This window comes from Micromonospora sp. bgisy143, assembly GCF_057708145.1.
In genome coordinates this window covers 124088-149660 of record NZ_JBYIRN010000004.1, presented here as the reverse complement: position 1 = coordinate 149660, position 25573 = coordinate 124088, and the positions used below count along the sequence as shown (strand labels likewise).

Below are 25573 nucleotides of genomic sequence, written 5' to 3'. Positions count from 1 at the left end.
CGGACGGGTCGACCCCGGTCACTTGTCGATGTCGCCGACCACGAAGAACATCGAGCCGAGGATGGCGATCAGGTCCGGCACGAGGCAGCCGGGCAGCAGGGTGGCCAGCGCCTGCACGTTGGCGTACGACGCGGTGCGCAGCTTCAACCGCCAGGGCGTCTTCTCGCCCCGCGACACCAGGTAGTAGCCGTTGATGCCGAGCGGGTTTTCCGTCCAGGCGTACGTGTGCCCCTCCGGCGCCTTGAGCACCTTCGGCAGGCGGGTGTTGATCGGACCGGTGAGTCGGTCCACCCGGTCCAGGCACTGCTCGGCGAGGTCCAGCGACGCGTACACCTGGTCGAGCAGCACCTCGAAGCGGGCGTGGCAGTCGCCGGCGGTCTTGGTGACCACCGGGACATCCAGCTCGTCGTACGCCAGGTAGGGGTCGTCCCGGCGCAGGTCCAGGTCGAGGCCGGAGGCGCGGGCCACCGGCCCGGACGCGCCGAACGCGGCGGCGTCGGCGGCGGAGAGCACGCCCACGCCGACGGTCCGGGCCAGGAAGATCTCGTTGCGCCGGATCAGGTGGTCCAGGTCGGGCAGCCGCCGACGGACCTCGCCGATGGCCGCGCGGGCCCGTCCCGTCCAGCCGTACGGCACCTCCTCCTTGAGGCCGCCCACCCGGTTGAACATGTAGTGGATCCGGCCCCCGGAGACCTCCTCCATCACCGCCTGGATGGTCTCCCGTTCCCGGAACGCGTAGAAGACCGGGGTGATCGCGCCGATCTCCAGCGGGTACGAGCCGAGGAACATCAGGTGGTTGAGCACCCGGTTCAACTCCGCGAGGGCCATCCGCAGCCAGGTCGCCCGCTCGGGCACCTCCATGCCCATCAGGCGTTCCACGGCGAGCACCACACCCAGCTCGTTGGAGAACGCCGACAGCCAGTCGTGCCGGTTGGCCAGCACGATGATCTGCCGGTAGTCGCGTACCTCGAAGAGCTTCTCCGCGCCCCGGTGCATGTAGCCGACGATCGGTTCGCAGGCGACCACCCGCTCGCCGTCGAGGACCAGCTTCAACCGCAGCACCCCGTGCGTCGACGGGTGCTGCGGGCCGATGTTGAGCACCATGTCGGTGCCGAGCTGCTGACCGCCGGTGCCGGCGACCAGTCCGGCCCCGGTGCCGACGGTCAGTTCACGGAGGTCCCGGGCGTCGGTGCTCATGCCCGTCATCGTGCCACGGCCGACGGGACCTCGATGCCGACCGGTTGGCGCAGCCACAGGTGCCCGCCGAGTCCGGCCGGGTCGGTCAGCTCGGCCACCGTCGACGCGGCGGCCAGCGCCCGCACGTAACCGGCCGGGTCGGTGCCGGCCAGGCTCAGCGGCGGTCGCCCGCCGTCGGCCCCGAGCGCCCGCAGCGCCTCTCGCTGAGAGCTCAGGGAGTACGCGCACCGGGCGACCGCCGCGCCGGCGGAGGCGACCGAGTCCATGGCCACGTGCGCGGTGACATCGCTCGACCCGTCCGGCACCGGAGGCACCTGCCGCCCACCCCGGTAACCGGTCAACGTCCCGTCCACCGGCCGCCCCTCCCGCAGATGCCCGTAGTCGACCGCCACCGCCAACCCTCGGCTGATCTTCCGCACCGCGTCGGCCCACGCCGCATCTCTGCTTCGGCCGATCTCGGCGCGTCGGTAGTCACTGCTGTGGGTTTCCGGGCAGCCCGGCCGGCTCCGGGCGGTCAGGCTTGATCCCTGCGCCGGCCGGGCTGCCCGGAAACCCGACCCGCTTCCGGCCGTACCGTCAGTCGAGGTGGGACCACCGGTCTCCCCACGGTCCGCGCCCCGAGAGCTTGCAGGGCTGGGCCACCAGGTGGTCAGCCAGTCGAGGTCGGCACCGCTGACCGGCCCGCCGACCGTTTCCACCCCCGTCGAGGGTTCGACCAGCACGTACCGCCAACCATCGGCGGTCTGCACCGCCACGTCGAGCGGCACGTTGTCCAACCACTCGGTCGCCAGCAGCAGTCCGGTGATCCCGTCGGGGATCTCGGTGGTCCAGTGGATCTCCTCGGGCAGGTTCTCCGGGCGGTGGGCGTACTCCACTGCTGTGAAGTGGACTCGTTCCGCGAGTGACCGATGGCGGGCGACCAACGACGGCTCGTCGGGCGACCGACGGACGGCGGCCGCAGGAGTCAGGGTTTCCGGGGAGCCCGACCACGCAGGGATCAAGCCTGACCGCCCGGAGTGGGCGGGCTCCCCGGAAACCCCGACCATGCCCCCGGCGGACTCGGCGGGCCCGAGAAGGCGGCGTAGGGACATCAGCAGCTCCCCCCGCCCAGCCCCGACGTCGACCACGTCGAGCCGCGACGGGTGACCCAGGGCGGAGTCCACCTCCGCGACCAGGCGCAGGAGGGCGGTGGCGAAGGCGGGGGAGGCGTGCACGCTGGTCCGGAAGTGGTCGGCCGGCCCGGTGCCGGCCACGAAGAAGCCGTCCGGCCCGTAGAGGGCCCGACTCATCGCGTCTCGCCAGCCGACAGGCATCAGCAGGATTCTGGCACCGCCCGCCCCTAGATGGCATGCCAAGATCACGCCGATCTTGCACTTTGAGTTGCCTTTATGCGTGACATGCACCTTATGTCGCCACCGGAAGTGCAAGATCGCGGGGGCGGGTGCGGGGGCTTTCAAGGGCGGGCTGGGGTGGGTTCTGGTTCGTGGTGAAGGTTTTCACATGTCCTGTTTCGGGTCTGTCACGCGGGCGCATACTTGCCATCGACCGGTACCCCTTCTCGAGGACTGGATCGTCACCATGAGCGCACCGTTGCGCCCGCGCCCGGCCGCCCCACACGGGCCTGCCGGGTCGTGGGATCGCGCCGACACCGGCGCCCGCGCCACCTCCCGCCCACTCACCATCGGTGTCGTCGGCGCGGGCCGCGTCGGGGCCGTGCTGGGCGCGGCGCTCGCCGCCGCCGGGCATCGGGTGGCCGCCGTCTCCGGTGACTCCGGTGCCAGCCGCGCCCGTCTCGCCCTGCTGCTGCCCGAGGTGCCCCGCCGTCCGGTCGCCTCCGTCGCCCGCGCCGCCGCCGACCTGCTGCTGATCGCCGTGCCGGACGACGCGCTGGCCGGGGTGATCACCGATCTCGCCCAGCGGGGCGCCCTGCACCCGGGCCAGGTGGTCGCGCACACCTCCGGCGCGCACGGTCTGGCCGTGCTGGCGCCGGCCGCCGCGCTCGGGGCCCGACCGCTGGCCCTGCACCCCGCCATGACCTTCACCGGTACGCCGGACGACCTGGCCCGCCTCGACGGCATCTCGTACGGCGTCACGGCCCCGGCCGACCTGCGCCCGTTGGCCGCCCGGCTCGTCACCGACCTCGGTGGCGTGCCCGAGTGGGTGGCCGAGGCGGACCGTCCGCTGTACCACGCCGCGCTCGCCCACGGCGCGAACCACCTGGTGACGCTGGTGAACGAGGCGACCGACCGGCTGCGGGACGCCGGGGTGGCCCGCCCGGAGAAGGTGCTCGCCCCACTGCTGCGGGCCGCCCTGGAGAACGCGCTCCGGCTCGGCGACGACGCGCTGACCGGGCCGGTCTCCCGGGGCGACGCGGGCACGGTGGAGCGGCACCTGGCCCGGCTGGCCGCCACCGCGCCGGAGTCGGTCCCCGCCTACCTGGCGCTGGCCCGGCGTACCGCCGACCGGGCGATCGCCGCCGGTCGGCTCCGACCGGTGGACGCGCAGTCGCTGCTCGGCGTGCTCGCCGGGACGGATCGGGAGGTGGCGGCATGACCCAGGTGGTGCACACCCGTGCCGAGTTGGACGAGGCCCGGGGCGCGTTGAAGGGCACCGTGGGCGTGGTGATGACCATGGGCGCCCTGCACGAGGGGCACGAGACCCTGCTGCGCGCGGCCCGGGAACAGGCCGACCACGTGCTGGTGACGATCTTCGTGAACCCGTTGCAGTTCGGGCCGAACGAGGACTTCGATCGCTATCCGCGCACCCTCGACGCGGACCTGGAGGTGTGCCGCCGGGCCGGTGCCGACCTGGTCTTCGCCCCCTCGGTGGCCGACATGTATCCGGACGGTCAGCCCCGGGTACGCCTCGACCCGGGGCCGCTCGGCGCGGAGTTGGAGGGCGCGAGCCGCCCCGGCTTCTTCCACGGCGTCCTCACCGTGGTCCTGAAACTGCTCCAACTCACCCGCCCCGACCTGGCGTTCTTCGGCGAGAAGGACTACCAGCAGCTCACCCTGGTTCGCCGGATGACCCGGGACCTGGACGTGCCGGTCGAGGTGGTCGGCGTACCGACGGTCCGGGAGCCGGACGGGTTGGCGCTGTCCAGCCGGAACCGTTACCTGAGCGAGTCCGAGCGGGCGGCGGCGCTCAGCCTGTCCGCCGCGCTACGTGCGGGAGCCCGGGCCGCCGACGACGGTCTGGACGCCGGAGAGGTGCTGTCCGCCGCGCACGCCGCGTTCGGCGCCGGTACGCCCGGCGCTCAGCTCGACTACCTGGTGCTCACCGATCCCGAGCTGGAGCCGGGCCCGGTCTCCGGGCCGGCCCGGCTGGTGATCGCCGCCTGGGTGGGCACCACCCGGTTGATCGACAACGCGGCGATCCACCTCGCCCCCCGCCCCTGACCTCGGCCGTACCCGCCACCACCACCTTCCGAAAGGCCAGTCCGATGCTGCGGACCATGCTCAAGTCGAAGATCCACCGCGCCACGGTGACCCAGGCCGACCTGCACTACGTCGGTTCGGTGACGGTGGACGAGGACCTGCTCGACGCCGCCGACCTGCTCCCCGGTGAGCAGGTCGCGATCGTGGACATCACCAACGGGGCCCGGCTGGAGACGTACGTCATCCCGGGTGCGCGGGGCAGCGGCGTGATCGGCATCAACGGTGCCGCCGCGCACCTCGTCCACCCCGGTGACCTGGTCATCCTGATCTCGTACGGGCAGCTGGACGACGCCGAGGCCCGGACGTACCGGCCGCGGGTGGTGCACGTCGACGCCGACAACCGGGTGGTCGAGCTGGGCGTCGATCCGGCCACGGCGGCGCCGGGCACGGCCGGTGACCCGGTACCCAACCCGTTCGCGGCGTCCGGAGTCTGATCTCGCGCGGAGATTCCGGTCTGTCACCGGAAGGTCATTTCCGGTTACCCTGGGCACGCTGGCGGAAGCCGGTAGGTGGCTGGGGGAGGCCGCGATGCGCCGTGCCATGACGACCCTGTTCGTCACTGCCGTCACGGCAGTGGTGCTGGTGGGCTGCGCCGGGTCCGGTGGTCTCGACGGCGACCTGACCGACGACTGGGCGGCCCTGCCGCCGGCCACGGCCTTCACGCCGGCGGTCGGGGTGTGCCAGGCCGCCGACTTCACCGAGGTGCTCACGTTGGCCGCCTACCAGCCGATCGACTGCGCCGGTCCGCACCGGGTGGAGACCGTGCACGTGGGGGCGTTCCCCGCCGAGCGGCCCGCCGCCCCGGCCACCGGCTCGGTGGAGCTGCGTGGCGCGTTCGCCGAGTGCGACACCAAGGCCGCCGCGTACGTGGGCGACGACTGGCGGGCGGGGCGTCTGCGACTGTCGGTGGCGCTGCCCTCCGGGCCGGGCTGGACGGCCGGCGCCCGCTGGTACCGGTGCGACCTGACCGAGCTGACCACGGTCGAGACGGCGGCCACGGTGGTGGTCCGCTCCGGCAGCCTGCGGAACGCGTTGAAGGGGACCACCGGGCTGCGGCTGGGCTGCCAGCAGACCCGTGGCGGGGCGGGTCGGGGCGTACAGACGCTGGTCCCGGTGGAGTGCGGTGGTCGGCACGACGCCGAGTTCGTCGGGGTGTGGCGCGCGCCGGACACGCCGTACCCGGCCAAGAACGCCGACTGGGCGCCCCTCTACGACGGCTGCCGCAGCGTCCTCGGCCGGTACGTGGGCGTGCCGGACGATTCCGACCTGCGGTTCCGCAGCGGCGTGGTGGTACGCCCGCCTGGCGCGGGGCGCTGGCGGGTGGGTGACCGGGGGGTCCGCTGTTACCTGTGGCTGAGCGACCGTACGGTCACCGCGTCGTTGAAGGGCGCGGGTCCGACCGGCCTGCCGGTACGGACGAAGTGAGGCCGGCGGGGCGCGGCCCGGGCCGGACGGGGTAGCCCAAACCACTCGTTGAGCCCCCGCCGCCCCCGGCGAGGATCGTTCGGGTTGACTGGGGGGATGGACCTTCCGACCGTCGACCTGCCGGCCCTGCCCAGTCTGCTGGCCGCGCCCGAGCCCGGCTGGGTCGAGACCACCGATGTGATCGTGGTCGGGTCCGGGGTGGCGGGGCTGACCGCCGCGCTGCACCTGCGGGAGGCGGGTCTGCACGTCACCGTCGTCACCAAGGTCAACATCGACGACGGTTCGACCCGGTGGGCGCAGGGTGGCATCGCCGCGGTGCTCGACCCGGCGGACACTCCGGCGGCGCACGCGCGGGACACCGAGATCGCCGGGGTGGGGCTCTGCGACCCGGCGGCGGTACGGGTCCTCGTCGAGGAGGGCCCGGCCCGGCTGCGGGAGCTGATGCGGATCGGCGCGGAGTTCGACCGCCATCCGGACGGCTCGCTGATGTTGACCCGCGAGGGTGGGCACCGGGCGGACCGGATCGTGCACGCGGGCGGCGACGCGACGGGTGCCGAGGTGCAGCGGGCGCTGCACGCCGCGGTGCAACGCGACCCGTGGATCCGGCTGGTCGAGCACGCTCTTGTGCTGGACCTGCTGCGCGCGCCCGGTGACGGCCCGGACGGCCTCGGCCCGGCCTGCGGGATCACCCTGCACGTACTCGGTGAGGGCAGTGCGGACGGCGTGGGCGCGCTGCTGGCCCGGGCGGTGGTGCTGGCCACCGGCGGGATGGGGCAGGTCTTCGCGGCCACCACCAACCCGGCGGTCTCCACCGGCGACGGGGTGGCGTTGGCGCTGCGGGCCGGCGCGGCGGTGACCGACGTCGAGTTCGTCCAGTTCCACCCGACCGCGCTGATCACCCCGTCCGGCACCGGGGTGCCCGGTGCCGGGCACGCGCAGCAGCCGCTCGTCTCCGAGGCGCTGCGCGGCGAGGGCGCGTACCTGGTGGACGGTGACGGCAAGCGGTTCATGGTGGGCCAGCACGAGCTGGCCGAGCTGGCCCCCCGCGACGTGGTGGCCAAGGGCATCCACCGGGTGCTGCTGGCCAGCGGCGCGGACCACGTCTTCCTCGATGCCCGGCACCTGGGCGGCGACTTCCTGGCCGCGCGGTTCCCCACCATCGTGGCGTCCTGCCTGGCGATCGGCGTGGACCCGGCCACCGACCTGATCCCGGTCGCACCGGCCGCGCACTACGCCTCCGGCGGCGTGCGCACCGACCTGCGCGGCCGTACGTCGATCCCCGGCCTGTACGCCTGCGGCGAGGTCGCCTGCACAGGCGTGCACGGCGCGAACCGGTTGGCCAGCAACTCGCTGCTGGAGGGGCTGGTGTTCTCCCGGCGCATCGCCGAGGACATCGCGGCCGGCCTGCCCGAGCAGGCGCAGCCGGCGGACGTCGGCGCGTGGCGCGGCGGCGCGGGCTGGGTGGTGCCGGCCGAGGCGACGTCGACGTTGCAGCGGGCGATGACCCGGGGCGCCGGGGTGCTGCGGTCGGCCGCGACGTTGGCCGGGACGGCGGCGACGCTGACCGAGCTGGGCGCGGCGCGGGGCCGACCCCGGACCGCCGACTGGGAGGCGACGAACCTGCTCACGGTGGCGTCGACGCTCGTCGCGGCGGCGTACGCGCGCGCCGAGACGCGGGGTTGCCACTGGCGGGAGGACTTCCCGACGGCCGACGAGCGGTGGCGGGGCCATTTCGTCGGCTCGGTCGGGGCACAGGGCGCGGTGACGCAGCAGTGGGAGGCAAATTCATGATCGAGTCGACCCGGACGGCGCTGCAGGCGGCCGGACTGGACCCGGAACAGGTACGACGGGTGGTCGAGACGGCGCTGGTCGAGGATCTGGGGCCGGATTTCCTGGACGTCACCAGCGTGGCGACCATCCCGGTCGAGCAGACCGACAGCGCCGACCTGGTGGCCCGCGCGGACGGCGTGGTGGCCGGGTTGGCCGTGGCCGCCGCCGTGTTCGAGTTGGTGGGCGAGGTGACGGACTTCGGTCGTACCGTCGAGGTGTCGGTGTCGGCCCGCGACGGCGAGCGGGTGGCCCGCGGCGACGTGCTGGCGACGGTGACCGGCCCGACCCGGCTGCTGCTCACGGCCGAGCGGACGGCGCTGAACCTGCTCTGCCGGATGTCCGGGGTGGCCACCCACACCCGGGCCTGGGCGGACGCCCTGGCCGGCACGAAGGCGATGGTGCTGGACACCCGCAAGACCACGCCGGGCCTGCGGGCGCTGGAGAAGTACGCGGTCCGGGCCGGCGGTGGCACCAACAAGCGGATGGGCCTCTATGACGTGGCCATGATCAAGGACAACCACAAGCTGGCGGCGGGGGGCATCACGGCGGCGTACCGGCGGGTCCGGGAGTCGTTCCCGGAGGTGCCGGTGCAGGTCGAGGTCACCACTGTCGCCGAAGCCGTGGAGGCGGTGGAGGCCGGCGCGGACTTCCTGCTCTGCGACAACATGACGCCGGAGCTGCTGGCCGAGGCGGTCGCCGCGGTGGGTGACCGGGCGGAGCTGGAGGCCACCGGCGGGCTGACCCTGGAGGTGGCGGCCCGCTACGCCGCCACCGGCGTCGACTTCCTCTCGGTGGGCGCGTTGACCCACTCGTCGCCGATCCTGGACATCGCGCTGGACCTGCGCACGAAGTAGTTGTCTAGGCTTCGAGCGTGCTGCTCTGCATCGACATCGGAAACACCAACACCGTGCTGGCGACCTTCGACGGCGACAAGCTGGTGCACTCCTGGCGGATCAAGACTGATGCCCGCTCCACGGCGGACGAGCTGGGCCTGATGTTCCGGGGTCTGCTCGCCGGGGACAACGTCGAGATCACCGGCGTGGCCGCCTGCTCGACGGTACCGGCCGCGCTGCGGTCGCTGCGCACCATGCTCAGCCGCTACTACGCTGACCTGCCGAGCGTGATCGTCGAGCCGGGAGTGCGGACCGGGGTGCAGCTCGCCATCGACAACCCGAAGGAGGTGGGCGCCGACCGGGTGGTGAACACCCTGGCCGCGTACACGCTCTACGGCGGGCCGTCGATCGTCGTGGACTTCGGCACCACCACCAACTTCGACGTGATCAGCGGTCGCGGCGAATTCCTCGGTGGCGCGTTCGCCCCGGGCATCGAGATCTCCTTCGACGCGCTCGCGGCCCGCGCCGCCCAGCTGCGCAAGGTCGAGGCGACCAGGCCCCGTTCGGTGATCGGCAAGAACACCGTGGAGTGCCTCCAGTCCGGCCTGTACTTCGGCTTCGCCGGGCAGGTGGACCGGATCGTCGAGCGGATGACCGAGGAGTTGGGCGAGGTGAAGGCCGTGATCGCCACCGGCGGCCTCGCCTCGCTGGTGATGAACGAGTGCCGGAGCATTACCCACCACGAGCCGATGATCACGCTGATCGGCCTGCGGATGGTCTACGACCGCAACGTCTGACCCCGGCCGCCGTCGAGGTCGGCCGCCGCGCCGGCCTCAGCGCCGCCGGGCCCGCAGCACGATCGTCCGGTACGGCAGGTCGACGGTCTCCCGTCCGACGAGATCGGGATGGCCCGCGAACAGGTCGCGCAGTTCCCGGTCGATGCGGGCGCGGCGGTCGGCCGGGGCGGTGAGCCAGTACGAGCGGGTGTGCAGCATCGCCACCACCTCGTCCGGCGTGAGGGTGGTGTGGTGCGGGAACTCGCCGGGTTCGATCGGTGTGAAGCCGGGGCCGAAGTCGTCGTACCTGCCGATCACGTCGCCGGCGTTGTCGCCCAGGTGGGCGATACGTCCCAGCTCGGCCACCCATCCGACCCGATCGTCCCGCAGGTTCCAGATCGGGGCGAACGTCCCGCCGGCCCGCAGCACCCGTGCGATCTCGGCGTGGGCCCGGTCCCGGTCGAACCAGTGGTACGCCTGGCCCACCACCACGGCGTCCGCGTCGCCGTCCGGCAGCGGGACGGCCTCCGCGTTGCCGGCCAGCGCGCTGCTTCCCGGAGTGACGGCGTCGAGTTGGGCGCGCATCCCCGGGTCCGGCTCCACCGGCGTCACGCGGTGCCCGAGGGCGAGCACCTGGCGGGTGAGGATGCCGGTGCCCGCGCCGAGGTCGACCACGCGGGCGTCGCGCAACCCGTCGAGTGCCCAGCGCAGCGCCGCTTCGGGATAGCGGGGTCGGAACCGGTCGTAATCGCTCGCCGCGACGCCGAACGAGAGCGCCTGAGTGTGATCGACCATGACGGGCAGGTTATCCCGTAACAGCCTCCGGAGCGCTTGAGTACGCTCGGGCCTGACCCCTGAATCTCCCGTGACGAGGAAGCGTGCCGTGAGCGAGCAGAACGCCGTGCCAGTGGACCCCGCCGACGACCTTCCGGAGCAGATGAAGGTCCGCCGGGAGAAGCGGGACCGGATGCTCGCCGAGGGCGTCGAGCCCTATCCGGTCGGATTCCCCCGGACCACCACCCTGGCCGAGATCCGGGAACGCTACGCCGACCTGGAGACGGACACCGCCACCGGCGACGAGGTCTCGGTCACCGGCCGGGTGATCTTCGTACGCAACACCGGGAAGCTCTGCTTCGCGACCCTGCGCGACGGCGACGGCACCGAGTTGCAGGCCATGCTCTCCCTCGACCGGGTCGGCCCGGAGCGGCTGGAGGCATGGAAGCGCCTGGTCGACCTGGGTGACCACGTCGGCGTGACCGGCGAGGTGATCACCAGCCGCCGGGGCGAGCTGTCCGTGCTGGCGCAGCGGTGGGAGATGACCGCCAAGGCGCTGCGACCGTTGCCGGTGGCGCACAAGCCGCTCTCCGAGGAGGCCCGGGTCCGGCAGCGCTACGTGGACCTGATCGTCCGCCCGCAGGCCCGGCAGATGGTCCGTACCCGGGCGGCGGCGGTACGCAGCTTGCGCGATTCACTGCACGGTCAGGGTTTCATCGAGGTGGAAACTCCGATGCTGCAACTCCTGCACGGCGGTGCGGCGGCCCGACCGTTCGTGACCCACAGCAATGCGTTGAGCACCGATCTGTATCTGCGAATCGCGCCGGAACTGTTTTTGAAGCGCGCCGTCGTCGGTGGTGTCGACCGCGTCTTCGAGATCAACCGCAACTTCCGTAATGAGGGTGTCGACTCTTCGCACTCGCCGGAGTTCGCGATGCTGGAGACCTACCAGGCGTACGGCGACTACGACACGATGGCCGAGTTGACCCGCAATCTCGTGCAACAGGCCGCCATCGCGGTCGGCGGCTCGACGGTGGTGACCCACGCGGACGGGCGGGAGTTCGACCTGGGCGGCGAGTGGCGATCGGTGACCCTGTTCGGGGTCCTTTCCGAGGCGCTCGGGGAGGAGGTCACGGTCCGCACCGAACGCTCCCGGCTGGTCGAGTACGCGGACAAGGTGGGATTGGCCGTGGACCCGAAGTGGGGCCCCGGCAAGCTCGCCGAGGAACTGTTCGAGGAACTGGTCGTCCCCGGCCTGCAGGCGCCCACCTTCGTGCGCGACTACCCGGAGGAGACCAGCCCACTGACCCGGGCGCACCGCAGCGAGCCGGGGCTGGCCGAGAAGTGGGACCTCTACGTGCTCGGCTTCGAGCTGGGCACCGCGTACTCCGAGCTGGTCGACCCCGTGGTGCAGCGGGAACGGCTGGTGGCCCAGGCGCAGCTCGCGGCCCGGGGCGATGACGAGGCGATGCGTCTCGACGAGGACTTTCTCCGGGCCATGGAGTACGGAATGCCGCCGGCCGGGGGTATGGGAATGGGAATCGACCGGCTGTTGATGGCCCTGACCGGCCTCGGAATTCGGGAAACGATCCTCTTCCCGTTGGTCCGCCCGGAGTAGTCGCCCGCCGACTCCCTGCGAGTCGTAACGGCATCCTATTGACGAGGCGAGCAGCGCGCGGGTTATTGTGCTCTCATTAGCAGGAGCGCCCTGCTCGAAAGGAATGTGGGACGTGGCCAAGCAGATCATTCACAAGCTGGTCGATGACCTGGACGGCGGGGACGCGGACGAGACCGTCAAGTTCGCGCTCGACGGCGTTCAGTACGAGATCGACCTGTCCGGCGCCAACGCCGCGAAATTGCGCGACGTATTCGCGCCGTACGTCGGGGCCGGCACCAAGGTGGGTCGCGGTGGCGTGGTGATCGGTGGGCGGGCCGCCCGCGGTCGCGGTGGCGCCACCGCCGACCGGGAGCAGAACAAGGCGATCCGGGAGTGGGCCAAGAAGGCCGGCAAGGACATCTCGGACCGCGGTCGTATTCCGCAGGAGATCGTCGACGAGTACCACGCCAAGCGCTGATCCCTCAGCTGACCGGTGGCGGCGGCCACCGCAGGGCGACACCGACGCCGGGCCGGAGCATTCTCCGGGCCGGCGTCGCCGTCTTCGTGCCCCGTCGGGCCGGCGTCGCCGTCCGGCTGGCGTCGGCGGCCCGGTCGGAGGCGGGAATGTCGGACGGCCCGACCGACGTTGTCCACAGGCGGTGGAGAAGTTTTCCACAACCTGTGGATGACCGTCCCAGACCCCCGCCGGGCCCATTCGAGGGCGGCGGAGGGCTTCCGCGTGGTCGACCGGATTTCGCTCTACGCGTAGCGACAGGGGTACCGGAACACCTCCTGAGCGCGGACGGTTGTGCAAAACGACGTGGAACCGACCCGGACCGGAGAGACACGACCTCAGCTGAGTCGGTCAGCGACGATAGAGTAAGGAGGCACGGACGCCCGTCCCGGACGTTCGTGCACCGGCCCCGCCAAGATCTTGACCATCAAGGCGCACGGCACGTGAGGAGCACGAGGGCATGTTCGAGCGGTTCACCGACCGAGCGCGACGGGTTGTCGTCCTGGCCCAAGAAGAGGCCCGGATGCTCAACCACAACTACATCGGTACGGAGCACATCCTGCTGGGCCTCATCCACGAGGGTGAGGGTGTCGCCGCCAAGGCTCTGGAGAGCCTCGGCATCTCCCTGGAGGGCGTGCGCCAGCAGGTCGAGGAGATCATCGGCCAGGGCCAGCAGGCGCCGAGCGGGCACATCCCGTTCACGCCGCGGGCCAAGAAGGTGCTGGAGCTGTCGCTGCGCGAGGCGCTGCAGCTCGGCCACAACTACATCGGCACGGAGCACATCCTGCTCGGGCTGATCCGCGAGGGTGAGGGCGTCGCCGCCCAGGTGCTGGTCAAGCTCGGCGCCGACCTCAACCGGGTCCGCCAGCAGGTGATCCAGCTCCTCTCCGGCTACCAGGGCAAGGAGCCCGCCGCGGCGGGTGCCGCGCCGGGTGAGGCCGCGCCGTCGACCAGCCTGGTGCTGGACCAGTTCGGCCGTAACCTGACCCAGGCCGCCCGCGAGGGCAAGCTCGACCCGGTCATCGGGCGCGAGAAGGAAATCGAGCGGGTCATGCAGGTGCTCTCCCGCCGTACCAAGAACAACCCGGTCCTGATCGGTGAGCCCGGCGTCGGTAAGACCGCCGTGGTGGAGGGGCTGTCCCAGAAGATCATCAAGGGCGAGGTGCCCGAGACTCTGAAGGACAAGCAGCTCTACACGCTCGACCTCGGTGCGCTGGTCGCGGGCTCCCGCTACCGCGGTGACTTCGAGGAGCGCCTCAAGAAGGTGCTCAAGGAGATCCGCACCCGGGGCGACATCATCCTGTTCATCGACGAGATCCACACCCTGGTGGGTGCGGGTGCCGCCGAGGGCGCGATCGACGCCGCCAGCATCCTCAAGCCGATGCTGGCCCGTGGTGAGCTCCAGACCATCGGCGCCACCACGCTCGACGAATACCGCAAGCACCTGGAGAAGGACGCCGCACTCGAGCGTCGTTTCCAGCCGATCCAGGTGGGTGAGCCGTCGCTGGCGCACACCATCGAGATCCTCAAGGGCCTGCGGGACCGTTACGAGGCGCACCACCGGGTCAGCATCACGGACGCCGCGCTGGTGGCCGCCGCGACGCTCGCCGACCGGTACATCTCGGACCGCTTCCTTCCGGACAAGGCGATCGACCTGATCGACGAGGCCGGTGCCCGGATGCGTATCCGTCGGATGACCGCGCCGCCAGACCTGCGTGACTTCGACGAGCGCATCGCCCAGGTGCGCCGCGACAAGGAGTCCGCGATCGACGCGCAGGACTTCGAGCGCGCCGCCCAGCTGCGTGACAAGGAGAAGCAGCTCCTCGGTCAGAAGGCGCAGCGGGAGAAGGAGTGGAAGGCCGGTGACCTGGACGTCGTCAGCGAGGTCGATGACGAGCAGATCGCCGAGGTGCTCGGCAACTGGACCGGCATCCCGGTCTACAAGCTGACCGAGGAGGAGACCTCGCGCCTGCTGCGCATGGAGGACGAGCTGCACAAGCGCGTCATCGGCCAGGAGGACGCGGTCAAGGCGGTCTCGAAGGCGATCCGGCGTACCCGGGCCGGCCTGAAGGACCCGAAGCGCCCGTCCGGCTCGTTCATCTTCGCCGGTCCGTCCGGTGTCGGTAAGACCGAGCTGTCCAAGGCGCTCGCCGAGTTCCTCTTCGGCAGCGAGGACGCCCTCATCCAGCTGGACATGTCCGAGTTCCACGACCGGTACACGGTGTCCCGCCTCGTGGGTGCCCCTCCCGGCTACGTCGGTTACGACGAGGGTGGCCAGCTGACCGAGAAGGTGCGTCGTCGGCCGTTCTCGGTGGTCCTCTTCGACGAGATCGAGAAGGCCCACCCGGACGTGTTCAACACGCTCCTGCAGATCCTCGAGGACGGTCGGCTCACCGACGGTCAGGGCCGGATCGTGGACTTCAAGAACACGGTCATCATCCTGACCACCAACCTGGGCACCCGCGACGTGGCCAAGGCGGTGTCGCTGGGCTTCCAGGCGTCGGAGGACTCCGAGTCCAACTACGACCGGATGAAGCAGAAGGTCAACGACGAGCTCAAGCAGCACTTCCGGCCTGAGTTCCTCAACCGGATCGACGACACCATCGTCTTCCACCAGCTGCGCCAGAACGAGATCCTCTCGATCGTGGACATCATGATCCAGCGGATCGAGACGCAGCTGCGGAACAAGGACATGGGTCTGGAGCTGACCGACAACGCCAAGAAGTACCTGGCCGCGAAGGGCTTCGACCCGGTGCTCGGTGCCCGTCCGCTGCGTCGCACGATCCAGCGCGACATCGAGGACAACCTCTCCGAGCGGATCCTGTTCAACGAGCTGACCCCCGGTCAGATCGTCGTGGTGGACTGCGAGGGCGACCCGAACGACATCGACAAGTCCAAGCTCGTCTTCCGGGGCGCGGACAAGCCGGTGGAGGTTCCGGACGCCGTTCCGGCCGACCTCGGTGGCACCGCCGCCGGCACCACGGCAGCGGCGACGGACGAGGTGGCATAACCAGCAGCACAAGGGGCGGGGCTCCGGCGGCGCAAGCCACCGGGGCCCCGCCCCTTGTCGTGTGCCTGCCCAGCGGCCGCGCCCGCCGTCCGGGCGCTGCCTGCCCAGGGGTGGGGCGTTCGGCGGTCCGGCGTGCCTGCCCCGGGGGTGGCGTCCGGTGGTCCGGCGTGCCTGCCCAGTCGTGCGCCAAACGCCACGCCTGCGCTGCCTCAGCGGCGTATCCGCCGATCCCTGTCACGCAACATCAGGGAAACTGCTGCCTCCCGGCGGTCGGAAGCAGCAGTTTCCCTGATGTTGTGCGGCGGTCCGGCCGGGAACGCTGGCAAGATCGCGCAGCATCCTGGATGTAGTGGCATCCGACGCGTCCGAGACCACTACATCCAGGATCGAGCGTGATCTAGCGCCGAACGCCGAACGCCGAACGCCGAACGCCGAACGCCGAACGCCGAACGCCGAACGCGTGGGCGCAGAGCGCGTGGGCGCCCAAAGACCCGGCGGCTCAGTGGGTGAGGTCGGCGGTGGGGTTGGCTGGGCCGTCGCCGGCCAGCCGGAACGAGTCGGCGCCGACCGGTTCCACCAGGCCGTCCTGTACCAGGCCGGCCAGGGCGCGGGCGCGCTGTACGTCGTCGGTCCACACCTGGTCGAGTCGCTGGTGCGGGACCGGGCCGGTGCTTTCCCGGAGCACCCCGAGCAGCAGTCCGCGTACCTGCCGGTCGGTGCCCGCGTACCGCTGCGGTCGGCGGGTCGGGCCGGTCGGCGGCTCCTGCCCGGAGGCCCGCCAGGCGCAGATCGACTCGACCGGGCAGGCCGTGCAGCGCGGCGTACGGGCCGTGCAGAGCACCGCCCCCAACTCCATGAACGCGGCGCTGGCCAGCGCGGCGGCGGCCGGCTCCGGGGGCAGCAGCTCCTCGGTGGCGACCAGGTCGGCGGGGCGGGTGACGGGTCCGGCGTCCGACTCACCGGCCACGGCGCGACAGACCACCCGTCGTACGTTGGTGTCGACCACCGGGTGCCGCTGCCCGAACGCGAACGCCGCCACCGCACGCGCGGTGTACGTGCCCACGCCGGGCAGCGCCAGTAGCTGCTCCAGCCGGTCGGGCACCTGGCCGCCGTGCCGGTCCACGATAGCCACGGCGCACTCCCGCAGCCGGACGGCGCGGCGGGGATAGCCGAGACGCCCCCACATGCGGATCGCCTCGGCCGGGGTGTCGGCCGCCAGGGCCGCCGGGTCGGGCCAGCGGGCCAGCCAGGCGTGCCAGGCCGGCACCACCCGGACCACCGGCGTCTGCTGGAGCATGACCTCGCTGACCAGGATGGCCCACGGGCTCACGTCGGGTCCCCGCCACGGCAGGTCACGGGCGTGCTGCTGGAACCATCGGCTGACCAGCGCGGCGAAATCGGGTTGAGTCATGGCGTCGTCGATGATGTCACGCGGTCCGGTCCCGCTGGTTGGGCGGCTCGGGCGGGGTGTGGTGGGGGTGGTGGGCGGATCGGGCAGAATGCGCGGATGAACGAGCTCGCGATCACCGTCATCGGCCGGGACCGGCCGGGCATCGTGGCCGACGTCGCCGAGGTGCTGGCCCGGCTGGGCGCGAACCTCACCGACAGCACGATGACGCGGCTGCGGGGGCATTTCGCGATGACCCTCATCTGCACCGGCCCGGCCGCCGCCGAGGTGGAGGCGGCGTTGGCGCCGCTCGCGGCCGAGGGGCAACTGCTGGCGACCGTACGCGCGGTGACGCCGGACGGTGCGGTGACGCCGGCCGGCGAGCCGTACGTGCTGGCGGTGCACGGGTCGGACCGGATGGGCATCGTGGCGGCGATGACCCGGGTGCTGGTGGACGCCGGTGGCAACGTCACCGACCTGAGCACCCGGTTGGCCGGTTCGCTCTACGTGGTGTTGGCCGAGGTCGAGCTGCCGGCGGGGGTCGTCGAGTCGTTGACCGAACGGTTGCACCGGACGGCCGCCGAGGTGGGGGTCGAGGTCACCCTCCGGCCGGCAGACCCGGATCTGCTGTGAGTGACGGGCGGGGCGAGGCGTACGCCGGTCTGGGGGACTGGACGCCGGATTCGCTGGCGGTGGTGGGTGAGGTACGGGCCGTCGTGTCCGCCCCGCACCCGGTGCTGAGCCGGGCCGGCGGCGATGTCGATCCAACCGCCGAGGAGACCGTCCGGCTGGCCGCCGACCTGGTCGCCACGATGCGGGTGTCGCCGGGCTGTGTGGGTCTGGCGGCGCCGCAGGTCGGCGTGGGCGCCCGGGTCTTCGCCGTCGACGTGACCGGTCATCCGAAGGCGGTCACCGTGCACGGCACGTTCGTGCTGTGCAATGCCCGGGTGGTCGAGGCGACCCGGTGGAAGCCGGGCCGGGAGGGGTGCATGTCCGTGCCGGACCTGACCGGCGACGTGAAGCGGGCCAGTCGGCTCGTGGTGGAGGGTGATCTGCCGGGCACGGGCGCGGCGGTCCGGTTGGTGACGGACGGTTTCGAGGCGCGGGCGTTGCAGCACGAGATCGACCACTGTGAGGGGCTGCTCTTCCTGGACCGGGTGGCCGGCGCGCACGCGGTCTACCAGCGCAAGGTCTATCTCTGAGCGGGCGGCTGCCAGTCCTCAGTGGACGATTGACGCGCTGCCCCGCTGACGCTCCGGCGCGTCGTGACCCGCCGGTGGGTGCGGCGCGACTACGGTGGGGGGCATCATGCGTCTGACGGTCGGCCCCCTGCCACCCGCCGTGTACTGGCGGCGTCGCGCCGTCGTATTCGGAGCGGGGCTTCTTTTCCTGATTGTCCTGCTCTACTCCTGCACCGGCTCGAATCGCTCCGGCGGTCAACCGCGGGCCGGGGCGACGTCGACCCCCACTTCGACGGCGAGCCCGGGAGCGGTGGGGCCGGTCCTGACCCCGCAGTCGGGGGCCCCGGCGGCGTCCGGGTCCGCGGAGCCGAACGCCACCGAGTCCGGCGGTCCGGATGCCACGGGTACGAACGACGCGAATCCGGGGTCCGGGACCACCACCGACGACCCACCGCCGGGTTCGGCCGCGGGCTCGGTCGACGACGGCACCTGCACCGACGCGGAGATCAGCGTGACGTCGGTGGCGCGGCCCACCTCGGTACAGCGCGGCGCGGTGGTCGACCTGCAACTGAAGATCAAGAACACCTCGGACCGTACGTGCAGCCGTAACGTCGGCGCCGACCTCCAGGAGATCTTCGTCAAGGCCGGTGCCGAGAAGGTGTGGTCGTCCGACACCTGCGGCAAGGTCCAGGGCTCGGACGTGCAGTCGTTCACACCCGGGTTCGAGCGCTCCTACACGGTGGGCTGGAACGGGCGGGACACCAGCCGCTGCGACGGCGCGGGGCTCGCGGCGGGGCCGTTCGCGCCGGCGGGGACGTACCAGGTGTTCGCCCGGGTCGGCACCAAGTACAGCGCGCCCGCGAAGATCACCATCACCGGCTGAGTCGGCACCCCACGCCGCCGGGGCGGCGGCGGATCAGACGTACCGCTCGAGGATGGAAGCCTCGGCGAGCCGGGACAGGCCCTCGCGGACGCCGCGGGCCCGGGCGTCGCCCACCCCCTCGACGGCCTGCAGGTCCTCCACCGTCGCGCCCAGCAGCCGCTGGAGGCTGCCAAAGTGCAGCACCAGGCGGTCGACCACGGCCACCGGCAGGCGCGGAACCTTGGCCAGCAGCCGGAAACCACGCGGGCTGACGGCGGCGTCCAGCGCGTCCGACGCGGACGGGTAGCCGATCGCCTTGGCGACCGACACCAGGTCGATCAGCTCGGTGGCACCCAGCAGATCCAGCTCGACCAGCGCCTCGTCGAGCGTGCGGGACTTACGGCCGACGGGCAGGTAGTCCCGGATGACGAGGGTGCGGTCGGCGTCGACGCCGGCCATCAGCTCGTCGAGTTGGAGAGCGAGCAGCCGACCGTCGGTGCCCAGCTCCACGACGTAGCCGGCGATCTCGTCGGCGATCCGGCGGACCATCTCCAGCCGCTGCACCACCGCCACCGCGTCCCGCACGGTGACCAGGTCTTCGATCTCGAGTGCGGAGAGCGTGCCGGAGACCTCGTCCAGCCGGAGCTTGTAGCGCTCGAGGGTGGCCAGCGCCTGGTTGGCCCGGGAGAGGATCGCCGCCGAGTCGTCCAGGACGTGTCGCTGACCGTTGACGTAGAGGCTGATGATCCGCATCGACTGGCTGACCGAGATCACCGGGTAGCCGGTCTGCCGGGCGACCCGCTCGGCGGTGCGGTGCCGGGTGCCCGACTCCTCCGTCGGAATGGACGGATCGGGCATCAGGTGCACGGCCGCCCGGACGATGCGGGTGCCGTCGCTGGACAGCACCACGGCGCCGTCCATCTTGCACAGCTCCCGGACCCGGGTCGCGGAGAACTCGACGTCCAACGGGAAGCCGCCGGTGCAGAGCCCCTCGACCACCTTGTCGTAGCCGAGCACGATGAGCGCGCCGGTGCGGCCCCGCAGGATGCGCTCCAGGCCGTCGCGGAGGGCGGTGCCGGGTGCCATCAGGGCGAGATTCGCCCGCAGCGGATCGCCGGCGCCCCCGGCAGCGGCGGTTACGCTCACGCTGACCGGGCGGGCCGGCGAGCCCACGGTGCCGGTGCGGGCCTGGGGCGGCGCTCCGGCAGGCTTGGTGGTATCGCGGTCGATCGGCACGGGCACAGTCTACGGACTGCCGTGCGGTGGGTGCTGTCGTGGTTACTGTGATGTGTCACGATGCCGCCCTTCGAACCGTTTCCACTTGCGCCGATGCTGTCCGTTATCGCCGTTGGCGTCGGCACGCTGAGTCACTCGGCGGACGCGCGAGCCGCGTGTTGCAGGGCCGAGCGCACGTCAGTGACCTCCGTCACCCGCATCTGGTCGGGCCCGGCGCCGGTGCTGGCCGGGCCACAACCCGGCGGCACCAGTGCCACCTTGAACCCGAGGCGGGCGGCCTCGGCCAACCGTCGCGGCACCGCCCCGACCCGGCGCACCTCGCCGGTCAGCCCCACCTCGCCGATCGCCACGAGATGCGGCGCGATCGCCAGGTTGAGCCCTCCCGAGGCGACCGCCAGCGCGACGGCCAGGTCGGCCGCCGGCTCCACCACCCGGATGCCGCCCACGGTGGCCGCGAAGACCTCCCGGTCGTGCAGGGTCAACCGCTCGGTACGCCGTTGCAGGACCGCGAGCACCATGGCCAGGCGGGCCGAGTCCAGGCCCGAGACCGTCCGGCGGGGCGAGCCGGCAACCGTCGCACCGATCAGCGCCTGCACCTCGGTGACCAGCGCCCGTCGCCCCTCCATCGCCACCGTCACGCAGGTGCCGGGTACGGGTTCGGAGTAGCGGGTGAGGAAGAGCCCGGACGGGTCGGCCAGACTGCTGATGCCGCCCTCGTGCATCTCGAAGCAGCCCACCTCGTCGGCGGCCCCGAACCGGTTCTTGACGCCGCGTACCAGCCGCAGCGAGGAGTGCTTGTCGCCCTCGAAGTGCAGCACCACGTCGACCAGGTGCTCCAGCACGCGGGGCCCGGCGACCTGGCCGTCCTTGGTGACGTGCCCGACCAGCACGGTGGCGATGCCCCGCTCCTTGGCGACCGACACCAGCGCGGCGGTGACCGCGCGTACCTGTGTCACGCCGCCCGGCACCCCCTCGGTGCCGGTGGTCGAGATGGTCTGCACCGAGTCGAGGACCAGCAGGCCCGGCTTGACCGCGTCGAGGTGCCCGAGCACCGCCGCCAGGTCGCTCTCGGCCGCCAGGTAGAGCTGGTCGTGCAGGGTGCCCATCCGCTCGGCGCGCAGCCGGACCTGACTGACCGACTCTTCCCCGCTGACGACCAGGGACGGGCTGCCGGCGCCCACTGCCCACTGCTGCGCCACGTCGAGCAGGAGGGTCGACTTGCCCACGCCGGGCTCGCCGGCGAGCAGCACGACCGCCCCGGGCACCAGGCCGCCACCGAGCACCCGGTCCAGCTCGCTCACGCCGGTCGGCCGGGCGCGGGCCGGAGCGGCGCTGATGGTGGCGATCGGTCGGGCCGGTTCGGCCGGCATTCGCGAGCTGACCACCCGACCGGAGACGGTCGGCCCGGTCAGCGTCGACTCCACCACCGAACCCCACTCGCCGCACTCCGGGCAGCGACCCACCCACTTGGGCGGCTGGTGCCCGCAGGCGTCGCACTCGTACGCCGGGCGCGGCTCTCGGGTGGCGGACCGGGCACGGGGTGCACCGGCCGCGCCGCCACGGCCGGAGGTCGATCGGGAGGTGGTCACATCAGGACGCTAGCCCTCTCGTACGACGAAAACACCCCGGCGTGGTGGTTCCCACGCCGGGGTGTTCGCGGTACTCAGGATCGGCTCACTCGTGGGTGGTGCCGCCCTCGTCGCCCTCGTGGCCGCCCTCGCGCTCGATGATCGGCGAGGCGGGGGCCGCCGGGGTGAGCGGCACCGCGATCGGCGCCGGGCCGGTGACCGTGTTGCCGTTGCCGAAGTCGAAGGTCACCATGACGTTCTGGCCGGAACGCAGCGCCTCGGTCAGACCGACGAGCCGCAGCTGCGAGGTGGCCTCCGAGTTGAGCTGGAGGTAGCTCAGCGGGGCCAGCTCGATGCGGGCGGGCTGACCCGGCGCGGCCGGGCTGGCGGAACCGGAGGCCCGCGCCGACTCCGGGGCGGACGGGGTCGCCGACGACGAGCCGGTCTCGGACGGGGTCGCCGACGGGCTGGCCGAGCCGGACTCGCGGGTCGACGGGCTGGCCGAACCCGACGGGGTCGCGGACGCCGACTCCGAGGCCGACTCCGACGGCGTCGGGCTGGCCGAGCCACCCGAGATCAGCACCTCGCGGGCGCTCTGGGTGGTGACGGTGACCGTCACGGTGCTCTTCGAGTCGTTGTAGATCACCGCGTTGAGCGGGGCGTCCTGACCGGCCCGGTATCCCTCGGTGCCGGGGTAGGCCACCAGCAGGCCCCGCACCGAGTAGGCGCCGTTGGGGGTCGTGAGGTTGACGCCCTGGACCGACGGCTCCTTCTCGGCGGTCTCGGCGACCTGACCGGCGCCGCAGCCTGACGCAAGCAGGCTGGTGGCCGCCGCGATCCCGGACAGCAGCAGGGCTGCCCGCCGGGATCCCCTGATCGAGCGCGTCACGTCGGTCCTCCTCGTTACGATCCCCACCCGGGCGCACGCCGGGCGAGGTGGCCATACCCGCGCAGACCGCGCTCCAGGGTAGTTGGAGCTGATCGAGGCCCGCACGGGGACCCGGCAATGCCACCCGCCGGGGTGCCCTCACACCACCCGACCGCTCGCCACCAGCAGCGCGACGTCGATGAGCGCCACCAGCATCACCGCCCGGAAGGCAGCCACCGGCCGCCGACCCGCCCGGGCCGCCGAGCGCCCGGCGTACCAGCTCAGCGGTGGCACGACCGCGGCCGTGCCGACCGCCGCGAGCCCGAGGACGGACGGCGGCCCGGGCGGTCCCAGCACCAGGACGGCGGTCGCGGCGAGCAGCAGCCCGGCCGCGGCGGCCCGGCTGCCCGCCGCGCCGAGGCGGTGCGGCAGGCCGCGTACGCCGGTGCGGGCGTCGTCGGCGAGATCGGGCAGCACGTTGGCGAAGTGCGCGCCGGCCCCGAGGCAGGCCGCCGCCGTCAGCAGCCAGAGCGGCGGGGTCGGCTCGCCCGGCAGCGCCAGCACCACGAAGCCGGGCAGCGCGCCGAAGGAGACCGCGTACGGCACCACCGAGAGGACGGTGGCCTTGAGCGGCCAGTCGTAGAGCAGCGCGGAGACCAGGGCGACCGTGAGCCAGAGGGCCGCCCGGGGGTTCGTGGTCAGCGCCAGCAGCGGGCAGGCCAGCGCGGCCACCGCCGCGGCCCAGGCCGTGCCGCGCCGGCCCACCGCGCCGGCGGCGACCGGTTTGTCGGTACGCCCCACCGTGGCGTCCCGCTCGGCGTCCAGCGCGTCGTTGGTCCAGCCGACCGCGAGCTGGCTGGCGAGCACCGCGAGCACCACCGAGGCGATTCCCGTCGGCCGGTGCCCCACTCCCCAGGCCAGCAGACCGGACACTGTGGTCACCGCGGCGGCCGGTTCCGGATGGCTCGCTCTGACCAGCCCTAACACCCTCGACGACATAAGGGAAGTCTGGTCGTTACCGAGCAGTCGTGCCACGCTCGGAGCCATGCGAGACGTGGCGTCGACCGCTCAGCGGGTGCTGCCGCGCAACGACCCGCGCCAGTACGACGACCTGGCCGGCGAGTGGTGGCGACCCGACGGCGCGTTCGCGATGCTGCACTGGCTGGCCGAGGCCCGCGCGGCACTCGTACCGCCGGCGAGGAGTCCGGGCGCGGTCCTGGTCGATCTGGGCTGCGGCGCCGGGCTGCTCGCGCCGCACCTGGCCGGCAAGGGCTACCGGCACGTCGGGGTGGACCTGACCCGGTCGGCGCTGGTCCAGGCCGCCGGGCACGGCGTACGCGTGGTGCAGGGCGACGCCATGGCGGTGCCGCTGCCCGACGGGTGCGCCGACGTGGTCTCCGCCGGTGAACTGCTCGAACATGTGCCGGACTGGCCGCGCGCGGTGGCCGAGGCGTGTCGCCTGCTGCGCCCCGGCGGGCTGCTGGTGCTGGACACGCTCAACGACACGGCGCTGGCTCGGCTGGTCGCGGTGCGGATCGCCGAACGGCTGCCGACCGTGCCGCGCGGCATCCACGATCCACGGTTGTTCGTGGACGCCCGGGCGCTGGTGGCCGAGTGCGCCCGGCACGGTGTCGAGCTGCGCCTGCGTGGGATACGGCCGCAGGTCGGCGGGTTGCTCGCCTGGCTGGTGCGGCGGGCCCGTGGGGCCCGGACGCCCGGTACGCCGTCGACCGGCCGCGCGCCGCGCATCGTGCCGACCCGGTCCACCGCCGTGCTCTACCAGGGCCGGGGGGTCCGCAGAGGATAGTCGGCTCGTGGCGGGGTATGGGACGCCGAGGAGGGAGCGATATGACGGTGCACGCGCTTGCGGCGGCCCGCCGATTGACGCCGCGGTTCGCCGCGCGGGCGGCCGAGCACGACCGGGACGGCTCCTTCCCGGCCGACGACTTCCGGGACCTGCGGGAGGCCGGCCTGTTCGGGCTGATGGTCCCGCGCGAACTCGGTGGCCTCGGGGCGAGCTTCGCGGAGTACACCGCGGTCGCCACCGAGCTGGCCCGGGGCAACGGCGCGACGGCGCTGGTGTTCAACATGCACGCCTCGGTGACCGGCGCGCTGGGCGCGGTCACCGAGGAGTTGGCCGAGGCGCTGGGCGTGTCGGAGGAGGCGCTGGCCGCCCGGGACCGGCTGCTCACCGCCGCCGCCCAGGGCGCTTGGTACGGCGTGGCGATGAGCGAGCGGGGCACCGGCGCCCGGCTGTCGCAGTTGAGCACCGTCTACCAGCCGACCGACGACGGTTGGCACCTCAAGGGCAGCAAGACCTTCTGCTCCGGGGCCGGGCACGCCGACGGCTACCTGGTGGCCGCGCGCAGCTCCACCGACCAGTCGGTGGTGTCGCAGTTCCTGGTGCCGGCCGGTGCCGGTCTGAGCGTCGAGCCGACCTGGGACGCCCTCGGCATGCGTGCCACCTCGTCGCACGACCTGCACCTGGACGTCACCGTGCCGGGCGACCGCCTGCTCGGCGGGGTCGAGGGGCTGGCGCTCGTGATCGCCCAGCTCATGCCGCACTGGCTGGTGGCCAGCTACGCGGCCGTCTACGTGGGGGTGGCCCGGGCGGCCATCGACGCGGCGGCCGAGCATCTCAACGCCCGTAACCTGGCCGGCCTGCCGGCGGTGCGCTCGCGGCTGGGCCGGGCCGACGCGGCGACGGCGGCGGCCGAACTGGCGGTGGCCGAGGCGGCCCGCCGGGTCGACGACGCGCCGGGTGACGCGGAGACCAACCGCTGGGTGTGGCGGGCGAAGCTGCTGGCCGGGACGACCGCCGCCGAGGTGGCGGCGTCGATGCTGGAGGCGGCGGGCACGTCGGCGACCCGGCGTGGCCATCCGTTGGAACGGCTCTACCGGGATGCCCGGTGCGGCTCACTGCACCCGGCGACCTCGGACGTCTGCGCGGACTGGCTGGGCATCGCCGCGCTGGGCGGGGACCCGGACCGCGACGGATCGGTACCGCGTTGGTGAGCCGGTGTCGCGGTACGCGCACGGTGCAGGGGCCGGCCGAGTCGGCCGGTGGGACGGCCAGGG

23 protein-coding genes are annotated in these 25573 nt (G+C 72.5%); 15 read left to right on the top strand and 8 right to left on the bottom strand.

Annotated elements, in window-relative coordinates; translation table 11 throughout:
• Positions 1-18: 18 nt before the first annotated feature.
• Both AC3EN4_RS08685 and AC3EN4_RS08680 read right to left on the bottom strand, forming a co-directional pair.
• A complete protein-coding gene (locus tag AC3EN4_RS08685; protein ID WP_435205404.1) occupies positions 19-1206 on the bottom strand; it encodes an NADH-quinone oxidoreductase subunit D in 1188 nt (395 codons plus the stop codon).
• Entirely contained in the window at positions 1203-2510 is a 1308-nt protein-coding gene (locus tag AC3EN4_RS08680) for an SAM-dependent methyltransferase (protein WP_435205403.1), read from the bottom strand. The genes AC3EN4_RS08685 and AC3EN4_RS08680 overlap by 4 nt, the downstream gene beginning before the upstream one ends.
• Before the next feature lie 265 nt (positions 2511-2775).
• On the opposite strand from AC3EN4_RS08680, the gene AC3EN4_RS08675 reads away from it, so the two are divergent.
• The 7 genes from AC3EN4_RS08675 to AC3EN4_RS08645 all read left to right on the top strand — a co-directional run bounded on the left by AC3EN4_RS08675 (position 2776) and on the right by AC3EN4_RS08645 (position 9519).
• The gene (locus tag AC3EN4_RS08675) at positions 2776-3750 is read left to right on the top strand and encodes a Rossmann-like and DUF2520 domain-containing protein (protein ID WP_435205402.1); all 975 of its coding nucleotides are present in this window, start codon (positions 2776-2778) and stop codon (positions 3748-3750) included.
• Positions 3747-4595 (top strand): pantoate--beta-alanine ligase, encoded by an 849-nt coding sequence (gene panC / locus AC3EN4_RS08670; RefSeq protein ID WP_435205401.1) that lies wholly within the window; start codon positions 3747-3749, stop codon positions 4593-4595. The genes AC3EN4_RS08675 and panC overlap by 4 nt, the downstream gene beginning before the upstream one ends.
• A 44-nt stretch (positions 4596-4639) precedes the next feature.
• On the top strand, positions 4640-5068 hold the full coding sequence (gene panD / locus AC3EN4_RS08665) for an aspartate 1-decarboxylase (RefSeq protein ID WP_435205400.1): 429 nt from the start codon (positions 4640-4642) through the stop codon (positions 5066-5068).
• 94 nt (positions 5069-5162) lie between these two features.
• Positions 5163-6059: a septum formation family protein gene (locus AC3EN4_RS08660; RefSeq protein ID WP_435205399.1), complete on the top strand. Its 897-nt coding sequence runs from the start codon at positions 5163-5165 to the stop codon at positions 6057-6059.
• A 96-nt stretch (positions 6060-6155) separates the two neighbouring features.
• The gene (locus tag AC3EN4_RS08655) at positions 6156-7850 is read left to right on the top strand and encodes an L-aspartate oxidase (RefSeq protein WP_435205398.1); all 1695 of its coding nucleotides are present in this window, start codon (positions 6156-6158) and stop codon (positions 7848-7850) included.
• Positions 7847-8743: a carboxylating nicotinate-nucleotide diphosphorylase gene (gene nadC / locus AC3EN4_RS08650; protein ID WP_435205397.1), complete on the top strand. Its 897-nt coding sequence runs from the start codon at positions 7847-7849 to the stop codon at positions 8741-8743. The genes AC3EN4_RS08655 and nadC overlap by 4 nt, the downstream gene beginning before the upstream one ends.
• A gap of 17 nt (positions 8744-8760) precedes the next feature.
• Complete coding sequence (locus AC3EN4_RS08645; protein ID WP_422737264.1) at positions 8761-9519, top strand: type III pantothenate kinase; 759 nt, start codon at positions 8761-8763, stop codon at positions 9517-9519.
• Between the two features lie 36 nt (positions 9520-9555).
• Here AC3EN4_RS08645 and AC3EN4_RS08640 read toward each other — a convergent pair whose 3' ends face one another.
• Positions 9556-10293, bottom strand: a complete 738-nt coding sequence (locus AC3EN4_RS08640) for a class I SAM-dependent methyltransferase (protein WP_435205396.1) — start codon at positions 10291-10293, stop codon at positions 9556-9558.
• 88 nt (positions 10294-10381) lie between these two features.
• Here AC3EN4_RS08640 and lysS point away from each other — a divergent pair, with 88 nt between their 5' ends.
• The 3 genes from lysS (at position 10382) to AC3EN4_RS08625 (ending at position 15393) form a co-directional block, all read left to right on the top strand.
• Positions 10382-11890, top strand: coding sequence for a lysine--tRNA ligase (lysS, locus tag AC3EN4_RS08635; RefSeq protein ID WP_422737262.1), 1509 nt, complete (start codon positions 10382-10384; stop codon positions 11888-11890).
• A gap of 112 nt (positions 11891-12002) precedes the next feature.
• Positions 12003-12347, top strand: a complete 345-nt coding sequence (locus AC3EN4_RS08630) for a histone-like nucleoid-structuring protein Lsr2 (RefSeq protein WP_007466057.1) — start codon at positions 12003-12005, stop codon at positions 12345-12347.
• 496 nt (positions 12348-12843) lie between these two features.
• Positions 12844-15393: an ATP-dependent Clp protease ATP-binding subunit gene (locus tag AC3EN4_RS08625; protein ID WP_435205395.1), complete on the top strand. Its 2550-nt coding sequence runs from the start codon at positions 12844-12846 to the stop codon at positions 15391-15393.
• A 499-nt stretch (positions 15394-15892) separates the two neighbouring features.
• Here AC3EN4_RS08625 and AC3EN4_RS08620 read toward each other — a convergent pair whose 3' ends face one another.
• Positions 15893-16804, bottom strand: a complete 912-nt coding sequence (locus AC3EN4_RS08620) for an HhH-GPD family protein (protein ID WP_435205394.1) — start codon at positions 16802-16804, stop codon at positions 15893-15895.
• A gap of 96 nt (positions 16805-16900) precedes the next feature.
• Between AC3EN4_RS08620 and AC3EN4_RS08615 the strand changes: the two genes are divergently transcribed.
• From AC3EN4_RS08615 to AC3EN4_RS08605, 3 genes are all read left to right on the top strand, one after another.
• Positions 16901-17413, top strand: coding sequence for a glycine cleavage system transcriptional repressor (locus tag AC3EN4_RS08615; RefSeq protein WP_435205392.1), 513 nt, complete (start codon positions 16901-16903; stop codon positions 17411-17413).
• Positions 17410-17982 (top strand): peptide deformylase, encoded by a 573-nt coding sequence (locus AC3EN4_RS08610; protein WP_422737257.1) that lies wholly within the window; start codon positions 17410-17412, stop codon positions 17980-17982. The genes AC3EN4_RS08615 and AC3EN4_RS08610 overlap by 4 nt, the downstream gene beginning before the upstream one ends.
• Positions 17983-18088: 106 nt before the next feature.
• Positions 18089-18844, top strand: coding sequence for a hypothetical protein (locus tag AC3EN4_RS08605; RefSeq protein ID WP_435205391.1), 756 nt, complete (start codon positions 18089-18091; stop codon positions 18842-18844).
• Between the two features lie 33 nt (positions 18845-18877).
• Here the strand turns inward: AC3EN4_RS08605 and disA are convergent, their stop codons facing one another.
• From disA to AC3EN4_RS08585, 4 genes are all read right to left on the bottom strand, one after another.
• On the bottom strand, positions 18878-20059 hold the full coding sequence (disA, locus tag AC3EN4_RS08600) for a DNA integrity scanning diadenylate cyclase DisA (protein WP_435205390.1): 1182 nt from the start codon (positions 20057-20059) through the stop codon (positions 18878-18880).
• A 131-nt stretch (positions 20060-20190) separates the two neighbouring features.
• Positions 20191-21648 carry a DNA repair protein RadA gene (gene radA / locus AC3EN4_RS08595; RefSeq protein ID WP_422737254.1) on the bottom strand — a complete coding sequence of 486 codons (1458 nt, stop codon included), beginning with the start codon at positions 21646-21648 and terminating at the stop codon, positions 20191-20193.
• 85 nt (positions 21649-21733) lie between these two features.
• A complete protein-coding gene (locus AC3EN4_RS08590) occupies positions 21734-22516 on the bottom strand; it encodes a hypothetical protein (RefSeq protein WP_422737253.1) in 783 nt (260 codons plus the stop codon).
• 138 nt (positions 22517-22654) lie between these two features.
• Positions 22655-23494 (bottom strand): UbiA family prenyltransferase, encoded by an 840-nt coding sequence (locus AC3EN4_RS08585; RefSeq protein ID WP_435205389.1) that lies wholly within the window; start codon positions 23492-23494, stop codon positions 22655-22657.
• 46 nt (positions 23495-23540) lie between these two features.
• Between AC3EN4_RS08585 and AC3EN4_RS08580 the strand changes: the two genes are divergently transcribed.
• On the top strand, positions 23541-24302 hold the full coding sequence (locus tag AC3EN4_RS08580; RefSeq protein ID WP_435205388.1) for a class I SAM-dependent methyltransferase: 762 nt from the start codon (positions 23541-23543) through the stop codon (positions 24300-24302).
• Between the two features lie 41 nt (positions 24303-24343).
• A complete protein-coding gene (locus AC3EN4_RS08575; protein WP_435205387.1) occupies positions 24344-25510 on the top strand; it encodes an acyl-CoA dehydrogenase family protein in 1167 nt (388 codons plus the stop codon).
• The last annotated feature ends 63 nt before the right edge of the window (positions 25511-25573 follow it).

Bases quoted from the DNA above. Each gene is read 5' to 3' on its own strand.
- AC3EN4_RS08685 (WP_435205404.1), bottom strand. From the start codon at position 1,206: ATGACGGGCATGAGCACCGACGCCCGGGACCTCCGTGAACTGACCGTC.
- AC3EN4_RS08680 (WP_435205403.1), bottom strand. From the start codon at position 2,510: ATGCCTGTCGGCTGGCGAGACGCGATGAGTCGGGCCCTCTACGGGCCG.
- AC3EN4_RS08675 (WP_435205402.1), top strand. From the start codon at position 2,776: ATGAGCGCACCGTTGCGCCCGCGCCCGGCCGCCCCACACGGGCCTGCC.
- panC (WP_435205401.1), top strand. From the start codon at position 3,747: ATGACCCAGGTGGTGCACACCCGTGCCGAGTTGGACGAGGCCCGGGGC.
- panD (WP_435205400.1), top strand. From the start codon at position 4,640: ATGCTGCGGACCATGCTCAAGTCGAAGATCCACCGCGCCACGGTGACC.
- AC3EN4_RS08660 (WP_435205399.1), top strand. From the start codon at position 5,163: ATGCGCCGTGCCATGACGACCCTGTTCGTCACTGCCGTCACGGCAGTG.
- AC3EN4_RS08655 (WP_435205398.1), top strand. From the start codon at position 6,156: ATGGACCTTCCGACCGTCGACCTGCCGGCCCTGCCCAGTCTGCTGGCC.
- nadC (WP_435205397.1), top strand. From the start codon at position 7,847: ATGATCGAGTCGACCCGGACGGCGCTGCAGGCGGCCGGACTGGACCCG.
- AC3EN4_RS08640 (WP_435205396.1), bottom strand. From the start codon at position 10,293: ATGGTCGATCACACTCAGGCGCTCTCGTTCGGCGTCGCGGCGAGCGAT.
- AC3EN4_RS08625 (WP_435205395.1), top strand. From the start codon at position 12,844: ATGTTCGAGCGGTTCACCGACCGAGCGCGACGGGTTGTCGTCCTGGCC.
- AC3EN4_RS08620 (WP_435205394.1), bottom strand. From the start codon at position 16,804: ATGACTCAACCCGATTTCGCCGCGCTGGTCAGCCGATGGTTCCAGCAG.
- AC3EN4_RS08615 (WP_435205392.1), top strand. From the start codon at position 16,901: ATGAACGAGCTCGCGATCACCGTCATCGGCCGGGACCGGCCGGGCATC.
- AC3EN4_RS08605 (WP_435205391.1), top strand. From the start codon at position 18,089: ATGCGTCTGACGGTCGGCCCCCTGCCACCCGCCGTGTACTGGCGGCGT.
- AC3EN4_RS08585 (WP_435205389.1), bottom strand. From the start codon at position 23,494: ATGTCGTCGAGGGTGTTAGGGCTGGTCAGAGCGAGCCATCCGGAACCG.
- AC3EN4_RS08580 (WP_435205388.1), top strand. From the start codon at position 23,541: ATGCGAGACGTGGCGTCGACCGCTCAGCGGGTGCTGCCGCGCAACGAC.
- AC3EN4_RS08575 (WP_435205387.1), top strand. From the start codon at position 24,344: ATGACGGTGCACGCGCTTGCGGCGGCCCGCCGATTGACGCCGCGGTTC.